Origin of the sequence: Bacillus sp. JFL15, from assembly GCF_001184225.1 — a bacterium.
Taxonomy (GTDB): domain Bacteria; phylum Bacillota; class Bacilli; order Bacillales; family Bacillaceae; genus Bacillus; species Bacillus siamensis.
On sequence record NZ_KQ236689.1, the window covers coordinates 2214073 to 2228342 of the forward strand.

A 14270-nucleotide genomic window follows, 5' to 3' on the forward strand; every position below is an offset into this window, starting at 1 on the left:
GCGCGCCATGCCGCATGACGAGAACCAGGGAAGCAGGCTGAGTCTGCTGCTGTTTTATTTTCTCGCTTTTTTATTGTTGTGGGAATGGCTCAGGCCGCTGCACAATTTTACGGATACAAAGCATACCGGTTTTTTCATCGTCTTTATCGGTTTGGCATTTCTGCTGTCATTCTTCCGGATGAGGTGGTACGTCACCGTGCCGTCCTGCATTCTGTTTACGTTGATCAGTATTCACATGCTGTTTTATAAAGGGGCGGTTTTTCAGCCGGAATGGCTTGCTTCTTTTTTGCGGGACGTGATGCTGAATGTCCGGCACATCGGAACCGGAAGATGGAATGATATGAACCCGTCATTCCGCACACTGCTGTTTTTTGTGCTTTTATGGCTGCTTGTGTATTTGCTGCATTATTGGGTGATCTATCAGCGGAAAATCTTATTCTTTTTTATCATGACGGTGGCGTATATTACCGTACTTGATACATTTACTCCTTATGATGCCGCATACGCCGTCATCCGGATCGTCTTTATCGGCTTTTTGATGATGGGGCTTTTGTATATGGAGCGCATCCGCCTGACAGAACACATAGCATTTAAAAAAAGATTGATTTTCAAATGGTTTCTGCCGCTGGCGCTGTTTATCTGCGCTTCCGTCGTGTTCGGTCTGGCGGCTCCGAAATCAGATCCGAATTGGCCGGACCCCGTGCCGTTTCTGAAAAAAATAACACATCACAAAGAAGTGCCCGCCGCTGAAAGCAAAATCGGCTACGGCAATCATGATGAAACATTGGGCGGCCCTTTTCAGCAGGACGATACGCCGGTTTTTACATGGAAGGGAAAAGAGCGGTCGTACTTCCGGGTGGAAACGAAAGATACATATACGGGAAAAGGCTGGGTGGAGACCGACCAGGGCATGTCCTATAAGCTGAACGGCGGCAATGTGGAAGACATATGGTTTGACCGGAGTGTGCAGACGAGACGCTATACGGCACAGGTGTCCATTGATGAAAGTTATCTTTATAATCACGTCATGTATCCGATCGGCCTCTCCAATATTAAACCGAAGCACTCGATTCAGCTTGAAATGAACGGAAACACCGAGCAAATCACGCCGATCAGTGAACAAGTGGGCAACATCCGCAATATGGGACGGTACACGGTGACTTTTCACGCGCCCGTCTTTAAGCTGAATGATCTCAGAAAAGTGAAAGTGAAACGATACCGTGAGCAGAACCAATTCAATGATCGGTATTTACAGCTTCCGGACAGCGTTCCGGAAAGAGTGAGACAGCTTGCGGACAGGCTGACGCGGGATCATCATAATATGTTTGATAAAGCGAAGGCTGTCGAGGACTATCTGGGATCTTCCGCATTTTCGTATGATACGCAGGATGTCGCCATTCCGGAGCACAATCAGGATTATGTGGATCAATTTCTGTTTGAAACGAAAAGAGGTTATTGTGATAACTTTTCATCGGCTATGGCTGTGCTGCTCCGATCTTCGGGTATTCCCGCCCGCTGGGTGAAGGGTTATACATCCGGCGAGTATAAAGGCGCAGGCGACCATAACGGCCAGATTTATGAAGTCACAAACAACAACGCCCATTCATGGGTTGAAGTGTATTTTCCCGATCAGGGCTGGGTGACGTTTGAGCCGACGAAAGGCTTCACCAATCCGACGGAGTTTACGTCAGAGCAGAATCAAACAGCGGGAAAAGACAGCGGGGGCTCAGCGGGGAATTCGGATACACCGTCTGACAAGCAGCGTCAGGAAACAAAGCCCGGAAAAGAAGAAGCACCGAAAAAGCGGGAGCACAGTGCGGCACCGCATCCTGTGATCCGCAACAAAACCGCGGCACAGCTGTGGCCGTATGCAGCCGTCATCATCGTGATTTCAGCCGCGGCGGTGCTCGCCTGGCTGCTCCGCGCGCGCTGGATTCCGTACGCTGCAGCAGCCAGACTGAAGCGGCGCACGGATGAAGACGTCTTTTTCGACGCATATGCCGCGCTGCTCCGCCAGCTGAAACGAAAAGGATTCAGCAGAGGAGACGGAGAAACGCTGCGCGATTTTGCCGCGAGGATTGACGAGGCATACGGTACAAACGACATGTCCGAGCTGACGCTGCGCTATGAGCGGGCCTTATACCGCAGGGATAATGCCGCGGAGCTTTGGAATGAATCGGGACAGTTGTGGGAAAATATAATTAAAACAAGATAGTCTTGACCGCATATCGTCCTGTTGTTAGAATAAATGAATGTTAAATGGGAGCCCGGGAGCGTTAAAAAGCCGGGCTTCCGTACAAGTCTTGCGCGACAGAGGGCTGAACGTTTGTCCTCCGTTTTTTCTGTGTCAAAAACTTAGAGGAGATTAGGTGACAACCATGACGAAGTTAGTGAATGAAATGATTCTTGTTCTTGATTTCGGCAGTCAGTATAACCAGCTGATTACCCGCCGGATCCGTGAATTTGGCGTATATAGCGAGCTGCATCCCCATACGTTGACAGCTGAGGAAATCAAAGAAATGAATCCAAAAGGAATTATCCTTTCAGGCGGACCGAACAGTGTATATGATGAAGGATCTTTCCGCTGTGACGAAAAAATCTTTGAACTCGATATTCCTGTATTGGGCATCTGCTACGGCATGCAGCTGATGACTCATTATCTCGGAGGAAAAGTCGAGGCGGCAAGCCAGCGCGAATACGGAAAAGCGAACATTCAGATTCAAGGAACTCCTGACTTGTTCAAAGATCTTCCGGAAGAACAGGTTGTGTGGATGAGCCACGGCGATTTGGTTGTAGAAGTTCCTGAAGGCTTCACTGTTGACGCAACAAGCCATCACTGTCCGAATTCAGCGATGAGCAAAGCGGACAAGAATTGGTACGGCGTTCAGTTCCACCCGGAAGTGCGCCACTCTGAATACGGCAATGATCTTCTGAAAAACTTTGTCTTCGGCGTTTGTGATTGTGAAGGCAAATGGTCAATGGAAAACTTTATCGAAATCGAAATGCAAAAAATCCGCGAAACAGTCGGAGACAAGCAGGTTCTTTGCGCGCTAAGCGGCGGCGTTGATTCCTCTGTTGTGGCTGCTTTGATTCATAAAGCGATCGGCGACCAGCTGACTTGTATTTTCGTCGATCACGGCCTGCTCCGTAAAGGCGAAGCGGAAGGCGTCATGAAAACGTTCAGCGAAGGCTTTAATATGAATGTCATTAAAGTTGATGCGAAAGACAGATTCTTAAACAAGCTGAAAGGTGTTTCTGATCCTGAGCAAAAACGCAAAATCATCGGCAACGAATTCATTTACGTGTTTGATGATGAAGCGGACAAGCTTAAAGGCATCGATTATCTTGCGCAAGGAACGCTTTACACGGATATTATCGAGAGCGGTACTGCAACGGCGCAAACGATCAAATCTCACCACAATGTCGGCGGACTTCCTGAAGATATGCAGTTTGAACTGATCGAGCCGTTAAACACGCTCTTCAAAGATGAAGTGCGCGCGCTTGGCACAGAGCTCGGCCTTCCGGATGATATCGTATGGCGTCAGCCGTTCCCTGGCCCTGGCCTTGGCATCCGCGTACTTGGCGAAGTAACGGAAGAAAAACTTGAAATCGTTCGTGAATCAGACGCGATTCTGCGTGAAGAAGTGGCAAACCACGGCCTAGAGCGCGACATTTGGCAGTACTTCACGGTTCTTCCTGACATCCGCAGCGTCGGCGTCATGGGAGATGCGAGAACGTATGATTACACAATCGGTATCCGTGCCGTAACATCAATCGACGGCATGACATCTGACTGGGCGCGTATCCCTTGGGATGTGCTTGAAGTGATTTCAACACGGATCGTCAACGAAGTGAAACACATCAACCGCGTCGTGTATGACATTACGAGCAAGCCGCCTGCAACGATTGAGTGGGAATAGTCAAAAGAAGCTTAGAATCCTTGGTTTATAAGGGTTCTAAGCTCTTTTTTTCTTTTATAGCAACAATTGATCCAATATTATTAATTGAACCGTGAATTTTAAAAACTCTCTTGGAACAAGTATTCCTTAATGAGATAATAATTAATGTTGTTTTAGAATAAGGTTTGTTCAAATTAAGCAAATTAAAGGAACCTCCTTATTCAAATACAACCATTTCACCGACATCTGTAAATCCAAATCGCTTATAGATATTTTTTCCATCATCTGAAGCCTGTAATACCACTGGTTTTTGTTTATCCTTTGTTTGATTTAGAAGAAATTGAAACATTTCACTGCCAATTCCTTTACCTCTAAATGTTTCTTTTGTCATCACATCATAAATACCATAGCTATCTTTGGTTTCTATTAATAAACCAGTAGTTACAGGCATTTCATCTATGCATCCAATAAACATTTGAACTTCTGAACCTAATTTTACTTGTGAAAACCTATTAAAATAACTTTCTAATGCATCTTTTTCTGGTGTTCCCTCAAATAAGCTCATGAATACGTCTATATATTTTAAAAGTTCTTCATCATTTTTCACAGCAGTAATCATAAGCTGATGGGAAATTCTTTGCCCGGCATTAAGAGTATTTTCAAGTTTCATCATTACATTACGTTCCGCTTCTTTTAGATCATATTCTTGTATAAGTTTAGTCCAATCCTCAGTTAAATACTGAGCATCAATCCAAATACTAAAGGGATATTTTTTATATGAAAAATTATCGATTCCATGTCTGATCTTAACTGTATTTTTGATATTTGGAGATTTCGGCAATATTACATTGAATGTATCAGTAGGAATTTTTGTATTTGCTATGATGAAATCTTCTTCCTTTGTAAGCTCTCCGCTAACTGTATGAGTAAATGATTTTAATTTTTCTTCCAAATTGTTTATGACTAATTGTTGATTTGTAATCATGTTTTTGCACCTTTCAATTTGATTTAGTGCGCTTTATAAGGTCAACTAAAACACTAAAAATACAGTGTTCACAGTATTTCCCCCCTCCCATAATATTCAGAACACGGGGGGAGCAATATTTTTATGGTAACTTCTAAATGAAGGAACTGCAAACACCCCAAAAGGCTTGATATTCAATAAATTAATTCTTATAATGTTTAGAAAGCATTGAGTGGGAATAAATCAATAAAAAAACGCCTCTTTTTAAAAAAGAGGCGTTTTTTTTCATCTTTTTGAAACCGTTTTGCCCTGATTCATATCTAACAGCATAGGAGGTGGATAAGGTGAAGGAAGAACGATTGATCAAAAAGGCGAAAAAAGGTGATGCCTCAGCCTTTGAAAAACTGATCACAACCCATCAGGATACTTTATATAAAACAGCTTATCTCTATTTGCATCACAAAGAAGATACGCTGGACGCAGTGCAGGAAACGGCTTACAAGGCTTTTCTTCATATCGCGCAGCTGAAGGAGCCGAAATATTTTAAAACGTGGCTGATCCGGATTTTGCTTAATACGATTTTCGCGATGAGGAAAAAGAACGGAGACGTTATCCCGTTTGAGCCGCAACATGATACATGCGCGGAGAATAAGAACATTGAAGAATACATAGATCTTCGGAATGCCCTGGAAACGCTTGACGAACATATACAGCTGACCATTCAGCTTTATTATTTTCAAGATTTCTCGATTGCCATGATCGCTGAACAGACCGGTATGGCGGAAGGCACTGTAAAAACGCATCTCCACAGGGCGAGAAAAGCATTGAAGCAGGAGCTGGAAAAGGAGGATAAACAAATATGGAAAAGCATCAAATGAAGCAATTGTATCAGGACATTGACGTGCCGAAAGCTGAATTGAGAAACGTGATACATAGCGCCGCTGTCCGTGCCGGAAAAGAAGGCGCCGTCAGACGGAGATGGGGACGAAAAGTGATAAACGGCCTCGCGGTTGCTGCTGCTTTGTTTATTCTGTATCTGTCCTCAGGCTTGTTCATGCCCTCCGTTAATACGGCTATGGGAAACATCCCTGTTGCCGGGCAGATTTACAGGGTATTTCAGGATAAGGCAGGTTCTGCGCTGTTTAAAAGCAATTTGGTGACAAAACTGAACGAGAAAGCGGAATCGCGCGGGATTACGGTTACAGTGAAAAGTGTGTATTACGACAGCGGACAGCTCGTTTACAATTTTACCGTTGACAATTTGAAATCTGATGAGGAGAGTATTCCTTTTCAAGTTGATTATAAAGATACCCGGAATATATTATCTGAGGATTATGACAGTCAGGACATGAAAAAAATGAAAGACGGGCAGTACGGGGGGCAGTTTCGCTTGTTCACGGACGGCTCAAAGCTGAAAGACGGTGATAAGCTTCCGCTTGTCATTACAAAAATCAAGGATATCCCCGGAAACTGGCGCTTTACACTTCCGGTCAAAAAACAAAAGTCCGTTTCTCTTGAAGGAACGAAAGCTGTGAATGTAAATCACGGACTATACCGCTTTTTCGATATCCGGGCGGAAAACGGAACGATGGGATCGGCTCTCCTGTATTCAGTCGACTTTCAAGATGCAGCTAAAAATGATGCCATCTCGATTGACGAAGCAACGGATGATGCAGGAAACCATTATGAAATGACGTTGGCGGCTATTGAACTTGGCAGCAGGAAGAACCTTCCCGGCGGAGGGAAAAGAGTACGCGGCCAAACTCAATTCAGCAAACCGATAGACCCGAAAGCGAAAACACTTTTCATAACGGGTGATGTAAAATCAGAATCAGAGCCTGGAGAAATCGTCCCTCTGAAAACAAAACTGCCCGCCAGCTATGAAACGAAACATCATCATGTCGGTATCACCATCAAAAAGATTAAACAGCAAGTCAGACGGGTAATTGTCGATTATCAATTCAGCGGAATTAATCTAAGCAAGGCGGATGAAGATCAGCTGATGAATATCGGTGAGACTATCGGTCTCGGCAATACGAAAAAAATGAAAACATGGCCATCGATTAATGAGTATGAAAAAGGCTATTATCTGAAAGGGAATAAGGCGAAAGTCACGAATCTTAAAACGGGTGAAATGGAATCCGTTTTTGAATTAGATGATTCATCCGATAAAGAATATTCATTGCGCGATTTCTCATTCGAATCATACGCTTTGTATGTCAATCAAACGGCCATGAACATTTTAGCAGGTGACGGCAAGATTACATTCTCGGTGCCGGTGCGGACTGCGGATGGGAAATGATGTCAGGAAGGCGGCTTTTGCCGTCTTCCATTATTGGTCAATTGACGAATAAACTAATTTTTTTAAACAAGATTGTTCGTTTTTTTATTGAGTTTTCAAAATTGAATTGATACAATAGACTCAGAAATCAAATATGCAGATATCGTATAATGGCGGGGATATGGCCCGCAAGTTTCTACCAAGCTACCGTAAATGGCTTGACTACGGATCAATCTCAATCGTTTGATATAAATAATCCATTCTTATTTATTCAGACTGAACGTATGTAGTCAAGCGTCCCAAATGTATTTGGGGCGTTTTTTATTTGGCGGATAACGGGCAGAATAAATGGGAGAGAATGAAGGAGGCAATTGGCTTGAAGCAATTTTTTCAGTTTGATGAGCTGGGGACAAGCTATCGTAATGAAATCATCGGCGGTTTAACGACCTTTTTGTCAATGGCGTACATTCTGTTCGTCAATCCGCTCACATTGTCTTTAAACGGTGTGAAAGGATTTCCGGAAGCATTAAAAATTGATCAGGGCGCGGTGTTCACCGCTACAGCTCTTGCATCTGCGGCCGGGTGTATTTTAATGGGGCTCATTGCAAAGTATCCGATCGCGATTGCGCCGGGTATGGGATTAAACGCGTTTTTTGCTTTCTCTGTCGTCCTCGGCATGGGGATTTCATGGCAGGCTGCGCTTTCCGGCGTCTTAATTTCCGGAATTATCTTCGTAGCGCTTTCGCTGACGGGATTGCGGGAAAAAATCATTAATGCGATTCCGCCTGAGCTGAAATTGGCGGTCGGCGCGGGTATCGGTTTATTCATTACATTTGTCGGTTTGCAGGGTTCGGGCATTATTGAAGCAAACTCATCGACTTTGGTATCTATCGGCAATATTCACAGCGGGCCTGTGCTGCTGACGGTTTTCGGTGTTATTGTGACGGTCATTCTGATGGTGCTTCGCGTAAACGGCGGCGTATTTATCGGAATGCTTCTGACGGCGGTTGCCGGTATGATCTGCGGGCTGATTCCGGTTCCGACACACATTGTCGGCAGCGTGCCGAGTCTTGCGCCGACTTTCGGACAGGCGTGGATGCACCTTCCGGATATCTTTTCCGTACAAATGCTGATTGTCATTTTAACTTTCCTGTTCGTCGGATTTTTCGATACGGCAGGTACGCTGGTAGCTGTAGCGACACAGGCAGGACTGATGAAGGAAAACAAACTTCCGCGCGCGGGAAGAGCGCTTTTGGCAGATTCAACTTCAATCGTTATCGGAGCCGTGCTCGGTACGTCTACAACGACTTCTTATGTGGAATCAAGCTCAGGCGTTGCGGCGGGAGCGCGCTCCGGCTTCGCTGCTGTTGTGACAGGCATTCTCTTTTTGCTGGCGATGTTTTTCTCGCCGCTTCTGTCAGTAGTCACCACGAATGTGACGGCTCCGGCTTTAATTATCGTCGGCGCGCTGATGGTGGCGCCGCTCGGTAAGATCGCCTGGGATAAATTCGAGGTGGCTGTGCCGGCATTTTTAACGATGATTATGATGCCGCTGACGTACAGCATTGCGACGGGGATTGCGATCGGTTTTATTTTCTACCCGATTACAATGATCTGCAAAGGAAAAGGAAAAAGCGTCCACCCGATTATGTACGGGCTGTTCGTCATCTTTATCCTGTATTTCATCTTCTTGAAATAACGGAAAAACCGGCTGAGGACAGCCGGTTTTTTGTTTTTGTCCTATTCCGTAAAACCAATACATAATATAAAACGTCATGTGGGTGTCCGGGTGAAGAAAACCGCTTGACTGATGAAGGACGCTTCGGTACCTTATATAAGTGTTTTATTTTCTTGCTTAACAAATTCCGCCGTATTTTTTTGATAGGAGTTGCTGACATGACGGAAGAAAGAAAAGAAACGTTGGAAGAAGAAAAACAGCATCAGGGAACTGATGAAGAACCGCTCTCGAGAATGTCCAGAAAAGCGGGACGTTATCAAAAGCAAAAGAAGAAAGAAAAGGAACGGCGCCCGGCTCCGGCTTTTACGGAAAAACTCGCTTCTGTATGGGCCGCGGTCAAACGTTATTGCCGTTTCGCATTGCGCATTTTGACATCACCGGTGAAGGTCGTTGGAGAAGACGGCTTTTCCCGCTTTAAATATGCTCTTATTTCAATGCTTGTATTCAGTATTTTTTTCTCAATCGGAAATTGGTTTCAGCTGAGGGCGAGCCAGCAGAGACCGCTCGGATACGGGGAACGGCATCACACGTTTTTTGACGGCTTTACCGTCGTTCTCGTGTATTCGCTCGTCTTTTTTGCAGCTGCGGCCGGCGCGGTCTGGCTTGTATCACGCTATCTGCTGAAACAGAAAATTACGATGCGGGATGCGGCCGCGGGAGTCGGTTCACTTCTTGTTCCGGCTGTCGTCTGCTCTATCGTGTGGATGATTTTCGCGATATTGAATCTGCCGGTTATCACCGTGGTGTTTACGGCGCTGACCTTATTTCTGGCTGCATCGGCGATGGTGCAGTTTGTGCAGATTCTGTACAAATCGGCTGAGAATCCTGCCGTCGACGTGATGTACTGTATTTCTGCGGCGGTCATCATCATGCTCGTCTTTACAGCTGTGACATGGCCGCTTATTTCAGAGTACTTTACTGCCTCGCTGATCCCTTTATAAGTCGAAATTTGTCTTTCACAATGTTTACAAATATTTCTAATAAAGCGTGTTGTTTTGAAAAGCCGTCCGATATATGATGGGAGCAACAGAAATTGGAAAGCGGCATTAATCTTTATGATTCGGAAAGGATGATGAGGATGGCCCCGTTGTTGCGAGAAGCCATTAATCGGAAAAAACAGCATCTGAGGACCAAGCTGATCCGCTCAGGGTTTTACCAAAACCATGTTCAGGAACTGTCCGGATACACGCTGAGCGAGCTTGAAAAGGAATATGAAGCGGTCAAACGATTGAAGAAAGCTGAGCTTCACTGAAAAGAGTTTGAAAGTCTGCCTTGGGGCGGGCTTTTTTTTCTTTTGAAAATGATCAAAAGAGGGTAAACTATCCTTAATTGAAAGATTGGCTTTTCAAAGTCAGAGGAGGGGGAATCAATGATGCAGACGATTTTATCCAACAGTATAGGTATGGTTCTCATTATTCTCATCATTAATATTATATATGTCTCTTTCTTTACGATCAGGATGATCCTTACATTAAAGGGACAGCGCTATTTCGCAGCAGGCATCAGTACGGTTGAAATCCTTGTGTATGTGACCGGCTTGAGTCTCGTGCTCGGCAATCTGAATCAGATTCAAAACGTCATTGCCTACGCGCTCGGCTACGGCCTTGGCGTCATAGTGGGAATGAAAATTGAAGAAAAACTGGCGCTCGGCTACATAACAGTCAACGTCATTACGAAAGAGCTTGATCTGGACCTGCCGAAACAGCTTCGGGAAAAAGGATACGGAGTCACAAGCTGGGTCGCGGGCGGCCTTGAAGGGGACCGGACCGCCATGCAGATTCTGACGCCGCGCAAATATGAGCTTCAGCTGTATGATACGATTAAAACGCTCGATGAAAAAGCGTTTATCATCGCTTTTGAGCCGAAAGCGATCCACGGCGGATTCTGGGTGAAAGCAGTGAAGAAGAGGAGAATTAAGGAATGACAAAGCCAAAGAAAAAACGGTTTGAAGTAACGGAACACGAAACGATCGACACCATTCTTACTTTAATGAAGGAAGAGGGCTATATGCCCGTCCGGCGGATGGAAGAGCCGATCTTTACAGAAAAGAAAGAAAATGGATCAATTCAAGTTATTCCTTGCGGGAAAAAAATCGTATTTGAAGGGAAATTGATCTAAACACGAACATTAAAAGAAAGAATTTTTATATCGTTCGATAATGTCGTTGACATTATCCAAGTCCGTTGTTAAGATAAACATGAAATCAAAACACGACCTCATATAATCTTGGGAATATGGCCCATAAGTTTCTACCCGGCTGCCGTAAACGGCCGGACTATGCAGGAAAGTGATAAACAGCTGACATGGATATCGCAGAAGCGAACGACTGACGATACGCGCGCCATGCCCGGTTTGTATTGCTTCCTCATAGTTGCAATATAAGCCGGGCTTTTTTTTCTGAAAAACAAAGCATGAGAAGGTGGGAACAGAATGCAGCCGCTAGCAGGAATCATCATGGGAAGCACCTCCGATTGGGAGACAATGAAACATGCATGCGACATACTTGACGAACTTCACATTCCTTATGAAAAACAGGTAGTATCCGCGCATCGGACGCCTGATTTGATGTTTGAATATGCAGAAAGCGCAAGAGACAGGGGTTTAAAAGTCATTATTGCCGGAGCCGGGGGAGCGGCGCATCTGCCGGGAATGACGGCGGCCAAAACGACGCTGCCGGTAATCGGCGTACCGGTTCAGACGAAATCGCTTAACGGGCTTGATTCTCTTCTGTCTATCGTACAGATGCCCGGCGGCGTGCCGGTCGCGACGACGGCGATCGGGAAAGCGGGCGCAGTGAACGCGGGTCTGTTAGCCGCGCAAATTTTGTCGGCATTTGACGGTGATATTGCGGATAAACTAGAGGCGAGAAGAAATGCGACAAAACAAACGGTGCTGGAAAGCAGTGATCAGCTTGTCTGATAAAAAAACGATTTTTCCCGGCGCTGTCATCGGCATTATCGGAGGCGGACAGCTCGGAAAAATGATGGCTGTCGCCGCAAAACAGATGGGCTATAAAGTCGCAGTCGTCGATCCCGTGAAAGACTCGCCATGCGGACAGATCGCCGATATTGAGATTACCGCCCAGTATAATGACCGTGAAGCGATTCAAAAATTGGCTGGAGTCAGCGACATCATTACGTACGAATTTGAAAATATCGATTACGAGGCGCTCAATTGGCTCAAAGAACATGCATACCTTCCCCAAGGAAGCGAGCTGCTGCTTATCACCCAAAACAGGGAAACGGAAAAAAAGGCGATCCAGTCAGCCGGATGTCAGGTCGCTCCTTATCGGATCGTAAACAGCAGACGGGAGCTTGAGGAAGCTGTTCAGTCATTGGGGCTTCCGGCGGTGCTGAAAACATGCCGCGGCGGATATGACGGCAAAGGCCAATTTGTCATTAAGGAAGAAGGACAGACAGATGAAGCGGCCGCGCTGCTAGAAAACGGCACGTGCATACTGGAAAGCTGGGTGTCATTCCGGATGGAGCTTTCCGTTATCGTGACAAGATCGGTGCACGGAGAGATTTCAACCTTTCCGGCTGCTGAAAATATCCACAAAAATAATATTCTGTTCCAAAGCATCGTGCCCGCGAGAGCGGAGGAAACGGTTCAAAAGCGGGCAGAGGCGCTTGCCGTTCAGCTCGCGGAGAAATTGGAGCTTGTCGGGCCGCTTGCGGTAGAAATGTTCGTCACAGAAGACGGAGACCTTTTGATCAATGAACTGGCGCCGCGTCCTCACAATTCGGGGCATTATACGCTCGACCTTTGTGAAACGAGCCAGTTCGAACAGCACATCAGAGCGGTCTGCGGACTTCCTCTCGGCCGAACTGATCTGCTCAAACCGGGAATGATGGTGAATCTTCTCGGTGATGAAGTGAAGCTGGCGGAGGAGCATACGGAGCTTTTAAGAGAAGCCAAACTGTATTTGTACGGAAAACATGAAATTAAAAAAGGCCGCAAAATGGGGCATATAACGTTTTTGCGGGAGCCTGATGAAAAATGGATTCAGGACATCACGAACATATGGATGAAAAGAGACGGAGGACGAGCATAATGATCGAACGTTATTCAAGACCTGAAATGTCCGCGATCTGGACGGACGAAAACAGATACCAGGCATGGCTGGAAGTCGAGATTTTAGCCTGTGAAGCCTGGGCTGAGCTTGGCGTCATTCCGAAAGAAGATGTTAAAGTCATGCGCGAAAACGCGTCTTTCGACATTAACCGCATTTTGGAAATCGAGCAGGATACGCGCCATGACGTCGTGGCATTCACCCGCGCGGTTTCAGAATCATTAGGCGAAGAAAGAAAATGGGTTCACTACGGCCTGACGTCAACAGATGTCGTGGATACCGCTCTTTCCTATCTATTAAAACAGGCGAATGAGATTTTGCTCAAGGACATTGAGAGATTTGTTGACATTATAAAAGAAAAAGCGAAAGAACATAAATACACGGTCATGATGGGCCGCACGCACGGCGTACACGCGGAACCGACGACATTCGGCCTGAAGCTCGCGCTTTGGCACGAAGAAATGAAACGCAACCTTGAACGTTTCAAGCAGGCAAAAGAAGGGATCGAAGTCGGGAAGCTTTCCGGCGCGGTCGGCACGTATGCAAATATTGATCCGTTCGTAGAGCAGTATGTCTGTGAAAAACTCGGCCTGAAAGCGGCGCCGATTTCCACTCAGACATTGCAGCGGGACCGTCATGCGGATTATATGGCGTCACTGGCTTTGATTGCGACGAGCATTGAAAAATTCGCAGTGGAAATCCGCGGTCTTCAAAAGAGTGAAACACGTGAAGTGGAAGAGTTTTTTGCAAAAGGACAAAAAGGTTCATCGGCTATGCCGCATAAACGGAATCCGATCGGCTCGGAAAATATGACGGGCATGGCGCGTGTGATCCGCGGGTACATGCTGACGGCATACGAAAATGTTCCGTTATGGCATGAGCGTGACATTTCTCATTCATCAGCTGAACGCATCATTCTTCCTGACGCGACAATCGCGCTGAATTACATGCTGAACCGTTTCAGCAATATCGTCAAAAACTTAACGGTATTCCCGGAAAATATGAAACGCAACATGGACCGCACACTCGGTTTAATCTATTCTCAGCGCGTGCTGCTCGCTTTAATCGACACGGGTCTGCCTCGTGAAGAAGCATATGACACGGTTCAGCCGAAGGCGATGGAAGCGTGGGAAAAACAAGTTCCGTTCCGCCAGCTTGTCGAAGCGGAGGAAAAAATCACCTCCCGTCTTACACCGGAACAGATTGCTGATTGCTTTGACTACAATTATCATTTGAAAAACGTCGACTTGATCTTTGAGCGTTTAGGTTTATAGAAGAAGCCAGCCGGAGGCGGCTTCTTCAGCCGCCATAGATTG

At 46.0% G+C, this 14270-nt stretch carries 13 protein-coding genes and 2 riboswitches; of the genes, 12 read left to right on the plus strand and 1 reads right to left on the minus strand.

From position 1 onward, the window contains the following. The first annotated feature begins 7 nt into the window (after positions 1-7). Together AD710_RS11120 and guaA are read left to right on the plus strand one after the other, a co-directional pair. The gene (locus AD710_RS11120; RefSeq protein WP_049628017.1) at positions 8-2215 is read left to right on the plus strand and encodes a DUF4129 domain-containing transglutaminase family protein; all 2208 of its coding nucleotides are present in this window, start codon (positions 8-10) and stop codon (positions 2213-2215) included. 163 nt (positions 2216-2378) lie between these two features. Beyond that, positions 2379-3920 carry a glutamine-hydrolyzing GMP synthase gene (gene guaA, locus AD710_RS11125; protein WP_007408887.1) on the plus strand — a complete coding sequence of 514 codons (1542 nt, stop codon included), beginning with the start codon at positions 2379-2381 and terminating at the stop codon, positions 3918-3920. Between the two features lie 196 nt (positions 3921-4116). Here guaA and AD710_RS11130 read toward each other — a convergent pair whose 3' ends face one another. Further along, positions 4117-4884 carry a GNAT family N-acetyltransferase gene (locus AD710_RS11130; protein ID WP_049628018.1) on the minus strand — a complete coding sequence of 256 codons (768 nt, stop codon included), beginning with the start codon at positions 4882-4884 and terminating at the stop codon, positions 4117-4119. A gap of 323 nt (positions 4885-5207) precedes the next feature. On the opposite strand from AD710_RS11130, the gene AD710_RS11135 reads away from it, so the two are divergent. From AD710_RS11135 to purB, 10 genes are all read left to right on the plus strand, one after another. Then, positions 5208-5741: a sigma-70 family RNA polymerase sigma factor gene (locus tag AD710_RS11135; RefSeq protein WP_049628019.1), complete on the plus strand. Its 534-nt coding sequence runs from the start codon at positions 5208-5210 to the stop codon at positions 5739-5741. Beyond that, positions 5723-7165, plus strand: coding sequence for a DUF4179 domain-containing protein (locus AD710_RS11140; protein WP_049628020.1), 1443 nt, complete (start codon positions 5723-5725; stop codon positions 7163-7165). The genes AD710_RS11135 and AD710_RS11140 overlap by 19 nt, the downstream gene beginning before the upstream one ends. Positions 7166-7287: 122 nt before the next feature. Further along, a riboswitch (purine riboswitch) is annotated at positions 7288-7389 on the plus strand. 131 nt (positions 7390-7520) lie between these two features. Next, a complete protein-coding gene (locus tag AD710_RS11145) occupies positions 7521-8843 on the plus strand; it encodes an NCS2 family permease (RefSeq protein ID WP_003155780.1) in 1323 nt (440 codons plus the stop codon). Between the two features lie 197 nt (positions 8844-9040). Next, on the plus strand, positions 9041-9823 hold the full coding sequence (locus AD710_RS11150) for a hypothetical protein (protein WP_045926631.1): 783 nt from the start codon (positions 9041-9043) through the stop codon (positions 9821-9823). A gap of 137 nt (positions 9824-9960) precedes the next feature. Beyond that, positions 9961-10134, plus strand: a complete 174-nt coding sequence (locus tag AD710_RS11155; protein WP_012116994.1) for a Fur-regulated basic protein FbpA — start codon at positions 9961-9963, stop codon at positions 10132-10134. A 117-nt stretch (positions 10135-10251) separates the two neighbouring features. Then, entirely contained in the window at positions 10252-10806 is a 555-nt protein-coding gene (locus AD710_RS11160; protein ID WP_016937019.1) for a DUF2179 domain-containing protein, read from the plus strand. Beyond that, the gene (locus tag AD710_RS11165; protein WP_049628021.1) at positions 10803-11000 is read left to right on the plus strand and encodes an NETI motif-containing protein; all 198 of its coding nucleotides are present in this window, start codon (positions 10803-10805) and stop codon (positions 10998-11000) included. The genes AD710_RS11160 and AD710_RS11165 overlap by 4 nt, the downstream gene beginning before the upstream one ends. Before the next feature lie 78 nt (positions 11001-11078). Next, positions 11079-11180: riboswitch (purine riboswitch) on the plus strand. A 132-nt stretch (positions 11181-11312) separates the two neighbouring features. Continuing rightward, entirely contained in the window at positions 11313-11801 is a 489-nt protein-coding gene (purE, locus tag AD710_RS11175) for a 5-(carboxyamino)imidazole ribonucleotide mutase (protein ID WP_003155768.1), read from the plus strand. Further along, positions 11755-12936 carry a 5-(carboxyamino)imidazole ribonucleotide synthase gene (gene purK, locus AD710_RS11180; RefSeq protein WP_049628022.1) on the plus strand — a complete coding sequence of 394 codons (1182 nt, stop codon included), beginning with the start codon at positions 11755-11757 and terminating at the stop codon, positions 12934-12936. Before purE ends, purK begins: the two co-directional genes overlap by 47 nt. Further along, positions 12936-14228, plus strand: coding sequence for an adenylosuccinate lyase (gene purB, locus AD710_RS11185; RefSeq protein ID WP_049628023.1), 1293 nt, complete (start codon positions 12936-12938; stop codon positions 14226-14228). The genes purK and purB overlap by 1 nt, the downstream gene beginning before the upstream one ends. The last annotated feature ends 42 nt before the right edge of the window (positions 14229-14270 follow it).